Source organism: Nocardioides sp. QY071, assembly GCF_029961765.1.
Lineage (GTDB): Bacteria > Actinomycetota > Actinomycetes > Propionibacteriales > Nocardioidaceae > Nocardioides.
Genome location: NZ_CP124681.1, coordinates 4,369,289 through 4,387,391, shown reverse-complemented (window position 1 = coordinate 4,387,391; position 18,103 = coordinate 4,369,289). Strand labels below are relative to the sequence as shown.

The window sequence follows — 18,103 nt, the reverse complement described above, 5'->3', positions numbered from 1 at the left end:
GCCAACCCCAGCCAACCCCAGCCAACCCCAGCCAACCCCAGCCAACCCCAGCCAGTTCCAGCCAGCTCCCAGCGGCGCTCCAGTGCGCCCACGGAGTCTGGCCACCTCACCCGATGCGAAGGAATCCCATGTCTGCAGCCCTCCCCGTGTTCAACCTCGCCCACGCCCACGCCCCGCGGGAGGTGGTCGAGCCCCGTACCGCCGAGGAGGTGGCCGGCATCGTCCGCGCTGCCACCGCTCTGGGTGAGCGGGTCCACCCCGTCGGCACCGGTCACGGCTGGACCCACGCCATCGAGGGCGGTGTCGCCCTGCTGACCCGCGGCCTCGCCGGGGTCGAGGTCGATCCGGAGATGCGGCTCGCCCGGATCGGTGCGGGAGCGACCTGGGCCGAGGTGATCGCGGCCGCCGCGCCGCACGGGCTGGCGCCGCTGGCCGGCTCCGCGCCCGGAGTCGGCGCGGTCGGCTACCTGCTCGGCGGCGGGCTCAGCCCGCTCGGCCGCAGCTACGGGTGGGCGAGCGACTTCGTGCGCTCCGCCGAGATCGTGACGGGCGCCGGCGAGCTCCTCACCGTCTCGGCCACGAGTCATCCGGACCTGTTCGCCGCGCTGCTCGGCGGGAAGCACCTGCCGGGTGTGGTCACCTCGGTCGAGCTCGGCCTGGTCGAGCTGACCACGGTGTACGGCGGCGGCCTGTTCTTCGACGCTGCCGATGCCGAGCGGGTGCTGACCGAGTGGGCGGTCTGGTCCGCCCTCGTGCCGGAGCAGGCCAACACCTCCGCCGCCCTGCTGCGTCTGCCCGACCTCGACTTCGTCCCCGCGCCACTGCGCGGCCGGTTCGTCGTGCACCTCCGGGTCGCGATGGTGGGTGACGTGGAGGTCGCTGCGGCTCTGGTCGAGCCGCTGCGCAAGCTGGCCGAGCCGATCGTCGACACCGTCGCCGAGCTGCCGGTGACCGCGCTCGGCGCCGTCCATGCCGACCCCGACCAGCCGATGCCGGCGCTGGAGGCGGGAGCGCTCCTGCGCGACTTCGACCCCGCTGCCGCCCGGGCACTGCTCGCGGCCGCCGGTCCGCAGGTCGAGGTCCCACTGGCCGCCGTGGAGGTACGCCGGCTCGGCGGCCGCCTGGCCCAGGCGCCGCAGCGCCCGGACTCGGTCGTGGGCCGCGACGCGGCGTACGGGCTCTTCGTGGTCAGCGCCCCCGTGCCCGAGCTGTTCGCCGGGCCGGTGCCGGCCGCTGTCGGCGGGCTGGCAAAGGCGATGGCGCCGTGGGCGAGCGGCGGCTTCCAGCCCAACTTCGTCGGCTCCTTGAACCAGCCGAGCGCGCTCGAGACGGCATGGCCTGCCGAGATGCGCGAGCGGCTGGAGCGCGTTCGGGAGCACCACGACCCGGCCGGCGTCATCGGCCACTGACCCGATCCGGTCCGCCACGCGGCCCGGGCAACGATGCAGGAACAGGTGGAAGTCATGACAACTCAGCGAACCCGCACTGCCGTGGCGGCGATGGCACTGGTACTGGCCGGTGGATCTCCCGTCCTGGGGCAGCAGACGGCGACCGCGGCCAGCACGGAGAGCCAGATGGTGGCGGCGTCTGCCGGCACCCTCGTGTACGTCAAGGACCACAACGTCTGGATCTCCCGTCCCGACGGAAGCGGCCAGCGGCAGGTCACCGCGGACGGCACGGCGTCCTGGCCGTACTTCTCGCCGTCGATGGCCGACGACGGAACGATCGCCGCCGGCCACGACGGGCAGATCGTCCGGATGCGCCAGGGCGGCACCCCCCTCAACCGCTTCACGCCGCGAGCGTTGAAGGGCTCGCTCACCAACCTCGGCCAGGTCGCGATCGCACCGAACAGCGTCAAGATCGCCTACAGCATGGTGAACACCGGTTGCACGGGAACGGGATGCTCGACCGCCACGGGCTACACGGCCTCCGACCGGGCCACCGACCCGGAGACGGACGGGTCCACCTACTTCAAGATGCCCTCGTGGGCGGGCAGCAGCCGAACATTGCAGAGCGGCGGCTCCGGCTCCGAGGTGATGGTCCACGATCTCGGTGGCGGCGCCGTGCACTGGTTCGACACGCAGGGCGGGATCACCGACGTCGAGCTCTCCCCGGACGGTCTGCGCCTTGCCGGCGCGGCCGGCTACCAGGGCAACGACGGCATCTCCACCTACGACGCCGACAGGGACGTCACCAGTGGCCCGGTCCCGCTCCCTCCGGACCACCGGTGCACGTGGGACGACGACGACGGCGGAGCGCTCGTGAGCCCCACGTGGGGCCCGGACAGCAGGGCACTGGCCTTCCAGGCCGACGACGGTGTCTGGGTCGCGGACGACGTCACGGTGGGTTGCGACGCCGTGAGCTTCCACCTGCTGATCCCCGGTGCCTCGGCTCCCGACTGGTCTGCCGCGACCTACAACCCCGAGCCGGTCGGGACTCAGCACGGCACCTTCACCGCCACCACCGCGCCCAAGGTCAAGGGCAAGGCGAAGGTCGGCAAGGTGCTCAAGGCCAAGGCCGGCGCCTGGTCGCCGGCGCCCACCGCGGTCTCCTACCAGTGGCTGCGCAACGGTAAGCCGATCAAGAAGGCCAAGAAGGCGTCCTACCGCGTGACGCGCAAGGACCGCGGCAAGCGGATCTCCGTGCGCCTGACGATCAGCAGGCCCGGCCTGACCAGCGCGACCTGGACCAGCGCACCCAAGAAGGTGAAGCGATGAGGACCTTGCTCCATGCCGCCTCGGCCGCCACAACCGGCGTGATCGCCCTGAGTGGCCTGGCCGCGGGTGCCACCACGGCCGCCGCGGTGGACAGCCCGGACCTGCCGGGCACCCTGCTCTACGTCAAGGGGTACGACGTCTACGCGGCGCACCCCGACGGCACCGGGGAGCGCCGGCTCACCACCGACGGCACCGCGACCTCGCCGTACCGCTCGCCGACGGGTGACGACCACGGCCGGGTCGTCGCCGTGCGCGGCTCCCTGATCCACCGGATGACCATCACCGGCAGCCCGCTCAACAACATCGACCCGCCGAACCTCATCGACGTGTGGGGCAACCCGCTCGGGCCCGACCTGGACACGGCGGCGGTCTCGCCCGACGGCACCAAGATCGCCTACTCCTACGAGGGCCGCAGCTGCCAGTGGGTCTGCGGTCCGGTCTGGGCCACCGCGATCACCGCTGCTGATCACCTCACCCCGCCCTCGGGCGAGAGCCAGGCCAGCGAGGACAACCCGAGCTGGGTGACCGACTCCCGGCTGATCCTCAACGACAGCGGCGAGCTCGGTGTCGACTTCCTGGACCTGGGCAAGAAGCCGGCGAAGGACTGGTTCCACGAGGGGACCAGCCCTACGGCCGTGCAGCTCAGCGAGCCGGTCACCTCCCGCGACGGCACCATGCTGGCGCTGGTGCGCGGCGGGGGCGCCGGGGCACATGTCGCGACGTACCGGCTCAGGGGCGACATCCGCACGGACACGACGCCGGTGGAGCCGACGCGGGCGTGCGTCAACGACCCGGTCGCGGCTCAGGGCAGCCCCGCCTTCGCGCCCGACGGCAGCGCGCTGGCGTGGTCGCAGCCCGACGGCGTCTGGGTCAAGCCGGACCCGCTGGACTGCGCGGCCGAGGCGGCCCGGGTCGTCGCCGGTGGCACCGAGGTCTCCTGGACCACGGCGGAGCTGCCCGCCGCGCCCGACCAGCAGCAGGATCCGGGCGGCACGACACCCGTCACCGGGCTCGCGCTGCAGACCGCACCCCACCTGGTCGGCAAGGCGCGTGTCGGCAAGGTGCTCAAGGTCAAGGGCGGCGCCTGGTCACCCGCGCCGAGCGTGCTCACCTACCAGTGGCTGCGCAACGGCAAGCCGATCAAGAAGGCCGCCAAGGCGTCGTACCGGATCACCCGCAAGGACCGCGGCAGGCGCATCGCGGTGCGGGTCACCGCCGGCGCGACCGGCCTGCCCAGCACGACTTGGACCAGCACCGCCAAGAAGGTGCGGCGATGAGGAGGCTGCTCTCGGTCGCGGCGGCCGGCGCGACGGCGCTGACCGGGCTCGCCGTGGGATCGGGTGTCACCGGCCCACCGCAGGCGGCCGCGGCGCAGGCCGGGGCGCCGGGCACCCTGGTCTACGTCAAGGGGTACGACGTCTACCTGGCCCGCCCCGACGGCACGGGCGAGCGGCGGCTGACCACCAACGGCACCGCGAGCGACCCGTGGGTCTCGCCGACCGGCGACAACCTCGGAACCATCGTGGCCGCCCGCGACTCCATGGTCTACCGGATGGACCGCTCGGGGACGATCCTCGACTCCTTCGACCCGCCGGCGATCGACGACGGTCCCGAGGTCCACTACGACGGCACGGTCGTCAAGGCCGCTGTCTCTCCCGACGGCGGCAGGGTCGCCTACACCTATCGGGACTACCACTGCGAGCTGGCGGTCTGCGCCGACTACTTCGCGACCGGCATCGCCAGCGCCGACGGGACGTCGCCGTCGATCGAGTACGGCTTCCTGCGCGGCGACAACCCGAGCTGGGTCTCGGACTCGCGGCTGATCGGCAACGGCCCCGACCGCTACGGGCTGCGGCTGCTCGACATCGGGGACGACTCGTGGGACTGGTTCCACGACGGGGAGTTCCCCAAGTACGTCCGCCTCGCCGAGCCCGCGGTCTCCCGCGACGGCCGGTTGCTGGCGACCACCCGGGGCACGGGCGCCGACAGCAGGGTCACGGTCTACGAGGTCAACGGCGACATCGTGACGGGCAGCTACCTGCCGCCGGCAGCCACGATCTGCCAGCTCCCCGCCGCGCAGGGCCAGGGCAGCCCGGCCTTCGCCCCGGACAGCAGCGCGCTGGCGTGGTCGCAGCCCGAGGGCGTGTGGGTCAAGCCGGACCCGCTGGACTGCGATGCGGACGCGACGCTCGTGCTTCCCGGCGCTCGCGACGTGTCCTGGGCCGAGCCGGAGCTGCCGGCCGGGCCCGGCAATCAGCCCGACCAGCAGCAGGATCCGGGCAGCAAGACGCCAGTCACCGGGCTCGCGCTGCAGGCCGCGCCCCGCCTGGTCGGCAAGGCGCGGCCCGGCAAGGTGCTCAAGGTCAAGGGCGGCGCCTGGACGCCCACGCCGAGCGCGCTCACCTACCAGTGGCTGCGCAACGGCAAGGCGATCAAGAAGGCCACCAAGGCGTCGTACCGGATCACCCGGAAGGACCGCGGCAAGCGGATCTCGGTCCGCGTCACCGCCGACACCGCCGGCCTGGCCGGCTCCGTATGGACGAGCAAGAAAGTGAAGGTCCGCCGATGAGACGGCTGCTGACCACCCTCACGGCAGGGCTGATCGCCCTGTCGACCCTGACCCTGGCCGAGACGCCGGAGGCGTCGGCCGCGGCCGATCCCGGCCCGGGCACGATCGTCTACCTCAAGGGCCATGACGTCTACGTCGCCAAGCCCGACGGCTCGGGCGAGCGGCGGCTCACCACCGACGGCACCGCCGCAGCGCCCTGGAGGTCGCCGACCGGGGCCGACGACGGGACGGTCGTCGCGGTCCACGGCTCGGTCCTGCACCGGATGGACCAGTGGGGAACGGTGTTGAACTCGATCGACCCGCCGGACCTGCGTGACTCCGCCGGACAGGTCACCGGAGGCGCCATCGACAAGGCGGCGGTCTCGCCCGACGGCGGGCTCATCGCCTATTCCTACAGCCGCTATAGCTGCCCGCCGGGCCTGGCCTGCAAGACCCGCTGGGCCACCGCCGTGACCGCGGCCACCGGGCTGACCTCGCCGGACGTCTACGGCACCACCCTCTACGGCAACCCGAGCTGGGTCACCGGCTCGCGGCTGATCGTCAACGGGAAGGACTTCGACGCGATCCAGCTCTTCGAGCTGGCGACCAGCACGAAGCAGTGGTTCCACGACGGGGCCCACTCGGGCGAGTATCTCCAGCTGTCGGACCCGGCCGTGTCCCGCGACGGGACGCTCCTCGCCACCCTGCGCGGCGACGGCGACCAGTCGCACATCTGGACCTACCAGGTCGAGGGCAACGTGCGCTACGGATCGCCGCCCGTCCCACCGACGCCCGTGTGTGCTTCCGACCCGCGCGGACCCGGCTACGCGAGCCCGACGTTCGCGCCGGACGGCAGTGCCATCGCCTGGCAGGAGTCGACCGGCATCGTGGTCAAGCCGGCGCCGTTGGCCTGCGCGGTGCAGCCCGAGCTGGCCATCCCGGGCGGCGCGGACCCGCACTGGACCGATGCAGCGCTGCAGACCGTCCGGCCGACGTACCCGGACCCGCCCGGCAGCCAGGGTCCCCAGACCAGCGGCGGCAGCTTCACGCTCGCCGTGGCCCCGAAGGTCGCCGGCAAGGCGCGCGTCGGCAAGGTGCTCAAGGTCAAGGGCCTCACCTGGTCGCCGGCGCCGGGCAAGGTCTCCTACCAGTGGCTGCGCAACGGCAAGGCGATCAAGAAGGCCACGAGGGCGTCGTACCGGATCACCGGCAAGGACCGCGGCAAGCGGATCTCGGTGCGGGTCACCGCCAGCACCTCGGGCCTCGCGAGCACGTCGTGGACCAGCCCCAAGACCAAGGTGAGGCGTTGAGAGGGAACACACTGCCGGTGTCGGGGACCCCGCCAGTGTCCCCGATACCGGCGTCCCCCGACCCGGAACTCGGTAGCCTCTCTGCGATGAGGATGCGCGTGCTCGGCCAGGTCGAGGTGGAGGTCGAGGGCGGCCGCCTGCTCGACCTCGGGGCACCCAAGCCCCGCCAGGTGCTGGCCGTGCTCGCCCTGCACCGGGGGCAGCCGGTCAGCCCGGAGACCATCGCCGGCGCGCTGTGGGGTGACGAGCCGCCGGCCAGCCACGCGGTCACCATCCAGGGCTACGTGTCGAGCCTGCGCAAGGCACTCGAACCGGACCGGGCCCCCCGCGGGGCCGGCACGGTGATCCAGACCTCGGCCCTGGGCTACGCCCTGCGGCTCCCGCTCGACGACATCGACGCGGCGAGGCTCGAGGCGGCGGTCAGGTCGGCCGGGGCCGTCGCACGCACCGACCGCGACCGGCCGTGGCTGCTCGCCGGCCATCCCGATCCCGACGACCTCGCCGCCGCCGCGGACCTGCTCGACGACGCCCTGGCGGCCTGGCGCGGAGAGCCGTACGCCGACCTCGCCGAGGAGCCGGTCATCGCCGTCGAGCGCGCCCGGCTGCACGAGGTCCGCACCGCCGCGGTGGAGGTGCGGGAGCTGATCCGGATGCAGCGCGGGGACGCCGCCGAGGCAGCCCGCAGGCTCGAGACCGAGGTCTCCGGCCAGCCCCACCGGGAGCGGCTCTGGCTGCTGTACGCCGCGGCGCTGGTCCGCGCCGAGAGGCAGGTCGACGCGCTCGCCGCGCTCCGTCGCCTGCGCGACGCGCTGCGCGACGAGCTCGGCGTCGACGCCAGCCCCGCGGTGGGCGCCCTCGAGACCGCGATCCTGCAGCAGCGGGTCGCCTCCGGGCCCGCGGTCCAGCCGGCGGCGGTGCTCCGCGTGGCCGTGGTCGACGACCACCCGATGTTCCGGATGGGCATGACCGGCCTGCTCGGCTCGCTGGACGGGCTCGAGCTGGTCGGCGCGGCCGGCGAGTCGGCCGGCGCCCGCGAGCTGGTCGCTCGCGGCGTCGACGTCGTACTGATGGACCTCGACCTCGCGGGGGAGTCGGGCATCGACCTGACCGGCGAGCTGACGCGCGAGCACCCCGAGCTCAAGGTGCTGGTCATGACGATGCACGAGGACGACGATCACGTCGCAGCGGCGCTGCAGGCCGGCGCTGCCGGCTACCTGCTGAAGTCCGCGGAGGCCGACGACGTGCTGCGGGCGATCCGCGGCGTGGCCCGGGGCGAGCTGATCATCGGCTCGGCGGTGGCGCGAGCCGCTCGCTCCCGACTGGCCCGGCCGTGACCGACGCACGCTCCCGGCCCCCGCTGCGCTGGCAGATCCTCGGCTGGCTGGTCGCCGGCACGGCCTGGCTGCTGTCCGCCGGAGCGGTGGTTGCGCTGATCGGCACCGGCACCGCGCCCACCAACGTCGCGGACTGGATCATGGACGTGGTCACCGGCGCGGTCTACGGCGGCGTCGTGCTGATGATGCTGCCGCGCTCGCGACATCCCGTCGTCTGGATCCTGGTGCTCACCGCGCTCGGCTGCAGCGCCTCGGGCCTCGCGGCCGGGTACGTCGCGCTCGACGGCCCCTGGCCCGGTCAGGACCTCGCGATCTACCTGCCGTACTGGGCCTGGGTGCCGGGCGTCTACGCGACCGTCGCGGTCGTCCCGCTGCTCGTCGTGCCGGGCGGGCGCCGGCGCTGGCCCGCGGTGACCTTCGCGATCGCGGCGATCGTCGTCTCCACGCTGCCGAGCCTGACGGTCGTCCTGCCCGGGCTGCCCGACAACCCGTTCGGCGTCCCGGTGGCGTGGTGGCAGTCGTTGTCACAGCGCCTCGGACTCTGGCCGGACCGGACGGTCGCGCTGTTCGGCGCGCTCGTGTGGCTCTGGCTGCTGGGACGAGTGCTGCGCACCCCCGCCGCCGAACGGCGTGGCCTCGGCTGGCTGCTTGCCGGACACGGCGCGATGGTCGTCGCGCTCGGCGCGTTCCTGTTGCCGATGTCCGAGGACTGGATGGGGACCGCGGCCGAGGTGAGCGGCAGCCTCCTGCTCGTCGCCCAGCTCTTCTTGCCGGCCGCGCTGCTCGTGCTGGTGCTGGGCCAGCAGCTGTGGGGCGTCGACGCACGGGTCAACCGCGGAGTCGTGTGGGCGGTCATGACGGTCGCGATCGCGCTGGCCTACCTGCTGCTGGTCGGGGTGGCCTCACAGGTGCTGCCGCGTCATTCGGACGTCGCCCTGGCGCTGGCCGTCGGGCTGGTCGGCTTGGGCGCGACACCGCTGCGGCGAGTGGTGCAGCAGCGCGTCGACCACCTCGTCTACGGCTCCGGAGCCGACCCGGCCCGCCTGCTGCTGAGCGTCGACGGCCAGGGCGGCCACGACATCGACGACCTGGCCGCCCGCCTCAGCCGAAGCCTCCGGCTGGCCGACGTGCGCATCGTGGCCGCCCAGGCCGGTGAGGAGCCGGCGGCGCCCGCGGTGCGCGACCACGACGCCACCATCGCGCTCACCAGCCGCGGACGCCCGGTCGGCCTGCTGGTGGCCAGTCCCCGCCCCGGGGAGCGGCTCGATCGCCGTACCATCGGGATGCTGACCGAGGTCGCCGGCCTGGTCGGCATGACCATCGACCTGATGCAGTCGGTGCAGGCGCTGACCGCCGCCCGGCGCCGGATGACGAGCATCCGCCACGAGGAGCGGCGGATGCTGCGTCGCGACCTGCACGACGGTCTCGGTCCCGCGCTGGCCGGCATCCGGCTCGGCCTGATCGCCGCCCGCGGGATGCGGGACCAGGGCGCGTCCGAGGAGATGTTCGACGCGCTGGAGCGCGAGCTCACCCAGCAGGGCGAGGAGGTACGTCGGCTCAGCCGCTCGCTCGTGCCGCTCGCCCTCGACGACGGCGACCTCGCGACTGCTCTGTCCACCCTCGCCGACCGCTTCACGGCCGACGGCCTGGTGGTGCGGGTCACGGTCGCCGAGGACGTGCTGCTGGAGGTGCCCGTCCAGGTCGCCGTCTACCAGCTGGCCAGCGAGGCCCTGCTCAACGTCCGCCGCCACGCCCGGGCCACGCGCTGCGACGTCGTCCTGCGCCGGCGTGCCGACGGGGACATCGTCTTCTCGGTCGCCGACGACGGCATCGGCATGGCGCCGGGCGCGGCCGACGGCATCGGGCTGCGCTCCATGAGGGAGCGGGCCCAGGAGCTCGGTGGCGTGCTCCGGCTGACCTCGGGCCCGGGGACGGGATCGGGGACGGGATCGGAAGCGGGATCGGGGGCCGGCACCCGGATCGAGCTGCGGCTGCCGGCTCCCGTCCTCGAGGCTGACTCGGACTCGGGCTCAGCCGAAGATCTCGGCCTCCCGTCGCGCGAAGCCGCGGCGCGAGCTGGCCAGCAGTAGCCTCATCGGCGGCCCGCCGATCGCGGCGACCCGGGCCGCTGCGGACTCGTCGAGGCCCTTGAAGATCCACGGCAGGAAGCGGCGGGCATGGCCGACCGAGGGGCGGCCGCGGAACCTCTCCCGCTCGACGACCTCCCACTCCTCGCCGGGCACGTAGCGCTGCAGGATCGGCACCGCCGCGGACTCCTCGTGGCCGAGGTGCCGGTCGAGGGCACGGTCGAGATCGGCCAGGTCGGCGAGGAGGTCGGTGTGCAGGTCGGAGAGCTGGTCGGCGTCGGGGTGGCCGGCCAACGCGGAGAATCCGGCGTCGCAGGAGGTGAGCAGCGGGTCGAGGGTCGTGTGCTCGCTCTCCATGTCGTCGAGGACCCGCAGGCTGTCGACGTCGTCGGCGGCCCGGGCTCGCTCGGCCAGCAGCGGCCAGAGGATCTCGTCCTCCTTGGTGTGGTGGGAGTGGAGCTCGGAGGTGAACAGCTGCCAGCGGCTCGCCAGCCGCTGCCAGGCGGGCCGGTCGTCGGTCGGCAGGGCCGCGGCGACCGCGCGGAAGTCGCGAACGTCGCGGCGGAAGGCGTGGTGCAGCACGTACATCATCGTCATGTCGGCGGGGCCGGGCGGCGCGGCGGCCTGGCCCGGCAGCAGGATCTGGTCGGTCATCGGGTCCTCTTTCAGGGGCGGTTGCGGCGGTGGGCGCACGGGTGCGTGGGATCAGGCTCGTACCGGTGACTTGAGTGCCGCTGGCGCACCACTGGATCCGCGGACCGGTGGCTCTAGCGTCGCTCCAGCGCGCCGCCAGCGGTCGGCCGCATCGTGGCGGGGTGATGAAGACCCTCCTCGCCGCGGCCACGGCCGCCGCCGCGCTCGTCCTCCCGGTCGCCGGCGCCCACGCGGGCCCCCTCGAGCATGCCGTCGAGCATTCCGGAGATCGTGCCGGCACCGTCGAGATCGCGGCCACCGTCCTGTCCCCGTCCCGGATCCGGGTGGCCGGTGCCCGCGTGAGGATCCGCCCGGTTCGCCCGGTGCGACTGGAGATGGCCACGCCCGCCGGCTGGACCTCCGTGCGCGAGGGGCACACCACCAGGCGCGGCCACGTGGCGTTCACCCTCGCCGCCCCGAGCGCCACCACGACGTACCGCGTCGTGGCGCCGGCCCACCGGGTCACCGTGCGCAAGCGCACCGGCCCCCACGTGGTCTCGAAGCGGGTGCGGCTGCCGGCCTGGACCGGGCCGGCGCGCACGATCGTCGGGGCGACCCCGCCGGGCGACGGCGGCCCGGGCGGCCCGGTCGAGCCGCCAGTCGGCGCGACCCGGCTGCTGGACGTCAGCGCCCGCGAGCACGGCGACATCGGGCCCGGCGATGTCGTGGTCTCCGCGGACGGCCGCTGGGTCGCCTTCGACGGGCGCGACGGCATCCTCCCCGAGGGCAGCAACGACCACAACAACGCCTGGGACGTCTTCTTGCACGACACCGTCTCCGGCACGACGACCCTGATCTCCCACGATCCCGGCGGCCAGGCCGCCGACGGGACCAGCTTCGGACCGAGGATCAGCGCCGACGGCCGGTTCGTCACCTTCCAGAGCACGGCCGGCGACCTGGCCCCCGGCGACGACAACGAGCAGTACGACGTCTTCGTCTACGACCGCGTCGCCGACAGTGTCGAGCTGATCAGCCGCAACGGCGCGACGGTGGGGATCCGGCACAGCATCGAGCCCGACATCAGCGCCGACGGCCGCTACGTCGCGTTCACCACCTACGCCGCCAACCTGCGCCCCGACCCGGTCGTCGACAACAACACCCAGGTGATGCGAGTGGACCGCACCACGGGGGAGCGATGGGCCATCTCCTGGCGCTCCACCGACCCGATGAGCGGCTCGGCCGGCTCACCGTCGATCAGCGACGACGGCCAGATGATCGCCTTCACCTCGACGTCGGCGGAGCTGGTCGGACGGGACGACAACGGCGCGCAGGACGTCTTCGTCTACGACGCACGGACGGCGTCGCTGCGCAGCGTCAGCCGGACCGCGGGATCGCCCCGGGTGACGGCCGCCGGCGTCAGTGGCACCCCCCGGATCAGCGGTGACGGCGCGACGATCGTCTACACCAGTGGTGCGGACGACCTGGCCGCCGGTGACGACAACGAGGCGGTCGACGTCTTCTCCTATGACGTCGCCTCGCGCGTCAACACCCTGGTCTCGCACAACGCCTCCGGCCACAGTGCCGACGCCGGGTCGCACGAGCCGGGTGTCAGCCGCGACGGCAGCGCCGTCGTGTTCGTCTCCTACGCGACCGACCTGCCCGGTGCCGTGCCGGGGAGGGGGCAGGTGTACGCCGCCGACGCGTCCGGGCGGATCGAGCTCGCCTCTGCTCGGGACGGCTCGGCCTCGGCGGGCAACGGCGGAGCCGGACGGCCGTCGGTCAGCGCCGACGGCCGGCTGATCGCGTTCACCTCGACCGGTACCGACCTGGTCCCGGGCACGGCGGTCGCGGTGAACCGGCTGTACCTGCGGACGCGGCCGTAGCGGCGTCCCCGCGGTCGATGCCCCTCGATGGCGCCCTCGGACCGCACGTCTGAGACCCTGACCCCGTGACCGCCCCTCTGCACGACAGCGCACTCCTCAAGGCAGCCCGCGGCGAGAAGGTGCCGCACACCCCGGTCTGGTTCATGCGCCAGGCCGGCCGCTCGCTGCCGGAGTACCTCAAGGTGCGCGAGGGCGTCGCCATGCTCGACTCGTGCATGAACGCCGAGCTGATCACCGAGATCACGCTGCAGCCCGTGCGGCGGTACGGCGTGGACGCGGCCATCTTCTTCTCCGACATCGTGCTGCCGCTCAAGGCCGTCGGCGTCGACCTCGACATCGTGCCCGGCGTCGGCCCGGTCGTCGCCGCGCCGGTGCGCACGCTTGCCGATGTGGAGTCGATCCCGGACCTCACGCCCGAGCAGATCCCCTACGTCACGCAGGCCGTCCAGAACCTCGTCGCCGAGCTGGCCTCGGTCAACGGGGGCACCCCGCTGATCGGGTTCGCGGGCGCGCCGTTCACCGTGGCGTCGTACCTCGTCGAGGGCGGGCCCTCCAAGGAGCACGCCAAGACCAAGGCGCTCATGTTCGGCGCCCCCGACGTGTGGGACGCGCTGATGCGCAAGATCGCCGACGTCTCCGCGGTCTTCCTCGAGACCCAGGTCGCGGCGGGCGCCTCGGCGGTCCAGCTGTTCGACTCCTGGGCCGGTGCACTGACGCCCGACGACTACGTCCGGTTCGTGCAGCCCCACTCCGCCCGCGTGCTCGAGCGGGTCGGTGAGCTCGGTGTGCCCCGCATCCACTTCGGCGTCGGTACGACGAACCTGCTCGACCTGATGGGCGAGGCCGGTGCCGACGTGGTCGGCGTCGACTGGCGCACCCCGCTCGACCGGGCCATCCCCGTCGTCGGCGACCGCTCGGTGCAGGGCAACCTCGACCCGACGCTGGTGTTCGCGCCGACCGAGGTGATGACCGAGCGCGCCGCCGCCGTCATCGAGGCCGGCCGCGCCGCCCGCGGCCACATCTTCAACCTCGGCCACGGCGTCATCCCCAGCACCGACCCCGACCAGCTCGCGCGGCTCACGGAGTTCGTGCAGTCCTACCCGCTGGCCTGAGCAGGCTGAGCCTGCTGCGCTTCACAGGGAGCGCACAGACCGGGGACAGGCGGCACCCACGACGCGGCCGAACACTGGTGGTCACCGACGACCTCCGGAGGACCCCGTGATCGAGCAGAACCTCGCGCCCCGCGCCACCTTGCCGCCGGTCGCGGCCCGCCCCGCTGCGGCGGCACGCGCCGAGGCCGTTCGGGTCGGCGCGGCTGGGGCCCTCGCGGCGGGCCTCGCACTGCCGGCGTACTGGTGGCTGCGCGACGGCGGCCCGAGCATGATCGTCGGCCCGGGCTCCGCGCTCACCGCGCTCGGTCAGCTCAGCGGCTTGGCCGGCTCGGTGCTGCTTCTCGCCCAGGTGCTGCTGATGGCCCGGCTGCCCGTGCTGGAGCGTGCGTTCGGCCAGGACCGGCTGGCCGGGCTGCACCGGATCGTCGGCTTCACGTCCTTCTCGCTGGTGCTGGTGCACGTCCTCACCGTGACGTGGGGGTACGCCGCCGGCTCGCTCTCCGCGACGCCCGGGATGCTCTGGACGCTGACCTGGGACTACCCGGGCATGCTGCTCGCCGCGGCCGGCACCCTGTGCCTGGTCATGGTCGTCGTGACCAGCATCCGCGCCGCGCGCCGCCGGCTGCGCTACGAGTCCTGGCACCTGCTGCACCTCTACGCCTACCTCGGCGTGGGCCTCGCGCTGCCCCACCAGCTGTGGACCGGGCAACAGCTCACCACGTCACCCGCCCGCACCGTCTTCTGGTGGACCGCATGGGGCGCGGCGGCCGGCGCCGTCCTCGTCTGGCGGGTCCTGCTCCCGCTCGCGGTCAACCTGCGGCACCGGGTCCGGGTGGCCTCGGTGGTCCCCGAGGCGCCCGGCGTCTGGTCGGTGCACCTGACCGGGCGGCGCCTCGACCTGCTCCGCGCCGAGCCCGGCCAGTTCCTGCTGTGGCGCTTCCTCGACGCCCCCGGCCGGTCCCGCGCCCACCCCTACTCCCTCTCCGCAGTCCCGGACGGCCGCAGCCTTCGGATCACCGTCGCCGCGGCCGGCGACGACAGCGGTCGGGTCGCGATGCTGCGCCCGGGCAGCCGGGTCCTCCTCGAGGGCCCGTACGGGCGGCTCACCCCTCGCGCCCGCGAGGCCCGCAAGGTCGCGTTCATCGGAGCGGGAGTCGGCATGGCGCCGCTGCGTGCGCTCGCCGAGGGGATGGCGTTCGCCCCGGGTGAGGCGGTGTACGTCGAGCGGTACCGCACCGCGCCGCTGTTCGCGGCCGAGGTCGACCGGCTCGCCCGGGAGCGCGGACTGCAGCTGCTGCGCCTGCCGGGCGCCCGCCGTGCCTCGGACTCCTGGTTGCCCGTCCTGTCCCGGCCGGTCGACGACGTGTCCGCGCTGCGGGGCTGGGTGCCGGACATCCACGAGCGCGACGTCTACGTCTGCGGGCCGCCGGGATGGTCCGAGCTCGTCCGGGCGACGCTCGTCGCCGCCGGGGTGCCGGACCGGCACCTCCACGTCGAGGAGTTCGGGTGGTGAGCGGCATGCGACGCATCGCGCTGTGGTTCGCGGGGACCGTGTCGGTCGTAGTCCTGCTGTTCAGCCACCAGACCTCGACCGGTGGCGGTGCGGCCCTCGTCACCGGAAGCAGCACCATCACCGGCACCATCACCGGCAGCGGCTCCGGCAGCACCGTCACCGGCGACGTCGCCCAGACCCGCTGGGGACCGGTCCAGGTCGCGCTCTCCGTCGACGGCGGGACGATCACCGCCGTCCAGGTGCCGCAGTACCCCGACGGCAATGGTCACGACCAGGAGATCAACAGCCGGGCCCTGCCGGTCCTCGTCCGGGAGACCCTCGCCGCGCAGAGCGCCTCGATCGACATGGTCAGCGGCGCCACGGTGACGAGCACCGGCTACCGGCAGTCGCTGCAGAGCGCGCTCGACAAGGCCGGGCTGTGAGCGGCCCGTCGACGGTCCACCGCCGCGCCTTCGAGGTGATGGGCACCGTGGTCAGCCTCGCGCTGCGCGGCCGGCACGCCGAGGGCCCCGAGGCCGAGGCGGCCTGGGCCGAGGTGATGGCCAGCCTGCGCCACGTGGACGCGGTGTTCAGCACCTACCGCCCCGACTCCGTCGTCAACCGCTGGGGCCGTGGCGAACTGGCCCTCGTCGACGCACCGCCGGAGCTGAGCGAGGTGTTCACCCTCGCCGACGTCGCACGGGAGGCGAGCGGCGGCGCCTTCGACATCGGTGCCGTCCGATCGCCGTACGGCGGCGGGCCGGACCCCTCCGGCGTCGTGAAGGGCTGGGCGGTGCAGCGTGCGAGCGTCGCCCTCGAGCGGCTCCCCGCGACCGACTACTGCCTCTCGGCCGGCGGCGACATGGTCTGCCGGACCCGGGTGCCCGGCGCCCCCGCCTGGCGGATCGGCATCGAGGATCCCGCCGACCCGCATCGCCTGGTCGCCGTGCTCCCTGTCGCCGACGGCGCGGTCGCGACGTCGGGCACCGCGCACCGTGGTGCCCACATCCGCGACCCGCGCTCCGGCACCGCGCCCAACAGGCTGGGGCAGGTCACCGTCGTCGCGCCCGACCTGGTCGCCGCCGACGTCGAGGCCACGACCGCCTTCGTGCTGGGGGAGCGAGGCGTGCCCTGGCTGCTGGCCCGTGGGCGGGCCGGCGTGGTGGTCGCCGCCGACGGAACCGTCTCGACGTACGGCGACGAGCCGGTCAGGCGCCGGTGGCCTTCTTCGCCGCCGCCTTCTTGGCCGGAGCCTTCCTCGCGGCTGCCTTCGCCTGCGTGACCTGTCCCTTGAGCCCGACCCGCTGCCGCTCCTTGTCGACGACGAGGAACGGCTGGGCCTCGACCAGCGGGAGCAGGGTGTCGAACCCGTAGCGCTTGGGCTCGAAGGCGCTGAACAGGCGCCGCAGGTTGGCTCCGAGGGAGCTCAGGTTGGCCCATCCGTCCTCGCCCGCCGCGTTGTTGACCGCGCGGGTCAGCAGGCTCTGGAGGTTGGGGAGGTCCGGCGCCGCCTCGGGCTCGCCGGGCTCGTCGGGCTCGTCCGCGGCCGTCGTGGTCGCCGGGTCGACCGTGCCGAGCAGCTCGAGCAGGAGGAACTGGTCGCAGGCCTCCTGCAGCGCCCGCGGTGTCCGCTCCCGGCCGACCCCGTAGACGGTCTTGCCCGACTCCCGCAGCCGGCTCGCCAGCCGGGTGAAGTCGCTGTCGCTCGACACGATCGCGAACCCGTCGACGTTGCCCGAGTAGAGCAGGTCCATCGCGTCGATGATCAGCGCCGAGTCCGTCGAGTTCTTCCCACGGGTGTAGGCGAAGGTGTGCTCGGGCGAGATCGCGTGCTTGTTGAGCTTGTCCTTCCAGCCCTTCATGTTCTCGCCCGACCAGTCGCCGTACGCACGCTTCACCGTCGTCCGGCCGAACTTCGCCAGCTCCTCGAGCAGCGGGCCGGCGTACTGGTGCGAGACGTTGTCGGCGTCGATCAGGACGGCGATGCGCAGGTCGGCCATCCACCCATCATGGCCGAGGCGGGTGTCCGAAGCTCAGGAGGCCGCGCTCGAGCTCGCGCCGGACGCCCGGTACTCCGCCGCCCGGGCGGTCAGCGCAGCCTGCAGCTCGCGTACGGGCAGCGGCTGCTGGAGCGCCTTGCGCTGGCGCAGCTGGAGGGTGAGGAAGGTCTGGTCGCCGGCGATCGGGCGTGCTTCGATCATGCCGACGCGGTGCAGCGGGTCGCCGATCACCGCGTAGTCCGGCAGCACGGTGACGCCCACGCCCTCGGCCACCAGCGCCTTGCCCATCTCCGCGCCGTCGGTGCTGTGCGCGGCCGGCGGGACCTCGGGACCGAACGCACGATGCACGTAGCGGTGCATCACGTAGCCGGGCCGCATCATCACGAACCGCTCCTGGCGCAGCTCGTCGATGCTCACCTGGGGGCGGGCGGTGAGCGGGTGCCCGGCCGGCAGCACGGCGACCGGCCGGCCGTGCAGCAGGTCGATCCCGTCGAGGCCGACGGGTGCGTCGTCGCCGTCGAGGACGTTGACCAGGCCCAGGTCGAGGGTGGCCTCGGCGAGCCCCTCGTCGATCTGGGCCTGCTGGAGGGTGAGCACCTCGACCGTCGTACCGGGGTGGCGCTCCTGGAACGCGCGGACCGCCGGGATGAGCAGGGTCGAGGTGGCGGCGTGCACGGTGCCGACGCGGATCACCCGGGCGTCGGTACGACGATCGCCGGCCGCGTTGCGCAGCCGCTCGACCGCGGTCAGCACGTCCGACATGTAGGGCAGCAGCTCGCGGCCCTCGCGGCTGATCCGGGCACCCGAGCGGCGCCGGTCGAGCAGGGTCACCCGCAGCTCGCGCTCGAGCTTGGTGAGCGCCTCGCTGAGTGCGGGCTGGGACAGGTGCAGCTTCTCGCTGGCCCGGCGCAGGGAGCCGTGCTGCGTCACGGCGGTGAGGTACTCCAGCTGTTCGATGCGCATGGGTCCGGCCTTTCACGTCCATCG

15 protein-coding genes are annotated in these 18,103 nt (G+C 73.5%); 12 read left to right on the top strand and 3 right to left on the bottom strand.

Features of this window, described 5'->3' with window-relative positions; genetic code table 11:
* Positions 1–128 precede the first annotated feature (128 nt).
* From QI633_RS21150 to QI633_RS21120, 7 genes are all read left to right on the top strand, one after another.
* Positions 129–1,409: an FAD-binding oxidoreductase gene (locus QI633_RS21150; protein WP_282426982.1), complete on the top strand. Its 1,281-nt coding sequence runs from the start codon at positions 129–131 to the stop codon at positions 1,407–1,409.
* 54 nt (positions 1,410–1,463) lie between these two features.
* On the top strand, positions 1,464–2,717 hold the full coding sequence (locus QI633_RS21145; protein ID WP_282426981.1) for a hypothetical protein: 1,254 nt from the start codon (positions 1,464–1,466) through the stop codon (positions 2,715–2,717).
* Positions 2,714–3,994, top strand: coding sequence for a hypothetical protein (locus tag QI633_RS21140; protein WP_282426980.1), 1,281 nt, complete (start codon positions 2,714–2,716; stop codon positions 3,992–3,994). The genes QI633_RS21145 and QI633_RS21140 overlap by 4 nt, the downstream gene beginning before the upstream one ends.
* Positions 3,991–5,286, top strand: coding sequence for a hypothetical protein (locus tag QI633_RS21135; protein WP_282426979.1), 1,296 nt, complete (start codon positions 3,991–3,993; stop codon positions 5,284–5,286). Before QI633_RS21140 ends, QI633_RS21135 begins: the two co-directional genes overlap by 4 nt.
* Complete coding sequence (locus QI633_RS21130) at positions 5,283–6,575, top strand: hypothetical protein (protein ID WP_282426978.1); 1,293 nt, start codon at positions 5,283–5,285, stop codon at positions 6,573–6,575. The genes QI633_RS21135 and QI633_RS21130 overlap by 4 nt, the downstream gene beginning before the upstream one ends.
* 86 nt (positions 6,576–6,661) lie before the next feature.
* Complete coding sequence (locus QI633_RS21125) at positions 6,662–7,909, top strand: BTAD domain-containing putative transcriptional regulator (RefSeq protein WP_282426977.1); 1,248 nt, start codon at positions 6,662–6,664, stop codon at positions 7,907–7,909.
* Entirely contained in the window at positions 7,906–9,999 is a 2,094-nt protein-coding gene (locus tag QI633_RS21120) for an ATP-binding protein (RefSeq protein WP_282426976.1), read from the top strand. The genes QI633_RS21125 and QI633_RS21120 overlap by 4 nt, the downstream gene beginning before the upstream one ends.
* On the opposite strand, the gene QI633_RS21115 is transcribed toward QI633_RS21120, so the two are convergent.
* A complete protein-coding gene (locus QI633_RS21115; RefSeq protein WP_282426975.1) occupies positions 9,940–10,650 on the bottom strand; it encodes a hemerythrin domain-containing protein in 711 nt (236 codons plus the stop codon). The two genes, QI633_RS21120 and QI633_RS21115, sit on opposite strands and share 60 nt — an antisense overlap.
* Before the next feature lie 161 nt (positions 10,651–10,811).
* Between QI633_RS21115 and QI633_RS21110 the strand changes: the two genes are divergently transcribed.
* From QI633_RS21110 to QI633_RS21090, 5 genes are all read left to right on the top strand, one after another.
* The gene (locus QI633_RS21110; RefSeq protein ID WP_282426974.1) at positions 10,812–12,512 is read left to right on the top strand and encodes a hypothetical protein; all 1,701 of its coding nucleotides are present in this window, start codon (positions 10,812–10,814) and stop codon (positions 12,510–12,512) included.
* 65 nt (positions 12,513–12,577) lie between these two features.
* Positions 12,578–13,624, top strand: coding sequence for a uroporphyrinogen decarboxylase (hemE, locus tag QI633_RS21105; RefSeq protein WP_141797567.1), 1,047 nt, complete (start codon positions 12,578–12,580; stop codon positions 13,622–13,624).
* Between the two features lie 106 nt (positions 13,625–13,730).
* Positions 13,731–15,137, top strand: coding sequence for a ferredoxin reductase family protein (locus tag QI633_RS21100; RefSeq protein WP_282426973.1), 1,407 nt, complete (start codon positions 13,731–13,733; stop codon positions 15,135–15,137).
* Positions 15,138–15,142: 5 nt separating this feature from the next.
* On the top strand, positions 15,143–15,559 hold the full coding sequence (locus QI633_RS21095; protein WP_141800918.1) for an FMN-binding protein: 417 nt from the start codon (positions 15,143–15,145) through the stop codon (positions 15,557–15,559).
* On the top strand, positions 15,556–16,398 hold the full coding sequence (locus QI633_RS21090; RefSeq protein WP_282426972.1) for an FAD:protein FMN transferase: 843 nt from the start codon (positions 15,556–15,558) through the stop codon (positions 16,396–16,398). Before QI633_RS21095 ends, QI633_RS21090 begins: the two co-directional genes overlap by 4 nt.
* Here the strand turns inward: QI633_RS21090 and QI633_RS21085 are convergent.
* Positions 16,325–17,116, bottom strand: coding sequence for an NYN domain-containing protein (locus QI633_RS21085; RefSeq protein ID WP_282426971.1), 792 nt, complete (start codon positions 17,114–17,116; stop codon positions 16,325–16,327). The genes QI633_RS21090 and QI633_RS21085 overlap by 74 nt on opposite strands.
* A gap of 33 nt (positions 17,117–17,149) precedes the next feature.
* Complete coding sequence (locus QI633_RS21080) at positions 17,150–18,079, bottom strand: LysR family transcriptional regulator (protein ID WP_282426970.1); 930 nt, start codon at positions 18,077–18,079, stop codon at positions 17,150–17,152.
* Positions 18,080–18,103 lie beyond the last annotated feature (24 nt).

Bases quoted from the DNA above. Each gene is read 5' to 3' on its own strand.
- QI633_RS21150 (WP_282426982.1), top strand. From the start codon at position 129: ATGTCTGCAGCCCTCCCCGTGTTCAACCTCGCCCACGCCCACGCCCCG.
- QI633_RS21145 (WP_282426981.1), top strand. From the start codon at position 1,464: ATGACAACTCAGCGAACCCGCACTGCCGTGGCGGCGATGGCACTGGTA.
- QI633_RS21140 (WP_282426980.1), top strand. From the start codon at position 2,714: ATGAGGACCTTGCTCCATGCCGCCTCGGCCGCCACAACCGGCGTGATC.
- QI633_RS21135 (WP_282426979.1), top strand. From the start codon at position 3,991: ATGAGGAGGCTGCTCTCGGTCGCGGCGGCCGGCGCGACGGCGCTGACC.
- QI633_RS21130 (WP_282426978.1), top strand. From the start codon at position 5,283: ATGAGACGGCTGCTGACCACCCTCACGGCAGGGCTGATCGCCCTGTCG.
- QI633_RS21125 (WP_282426977.1), top strand. From the start codon at position 6,662: ATGAGGATGCGCGTGCTCGGCCAGGTCGAGGTGGAGGTCGAGGGCGGC.
- QI633_RS21115 (WP_282426975.1), bottom strand. From the start codon at position 10,650: ATGACCGACCAGATCCTGCTGCCGGGCCAGGCCGCCGCGCCGCCCGGC.
- QI633_RS21095 (WP_141800918.1), top strand. From the start codon at position 15,143: ATGCGACGCATCGCGCTGTGGTTCGCGGGGACCGTGTCGGTCGTAGTC.
- QI633_RS21085 (WP_282426971.1), bottom strand. From the start codon at position 17,116: ATGGCCGACCTGCGCATCGCCGTCCTGATCGACGCCGACAACGTCTCG.
- QI633_RS21080 (WP_282426970.1), bottom strand. From the start codon at position 18,079: ATGCGCATCGAACAGCTGGAGTACCTCACCGCCGTGACGCAGCACGGC.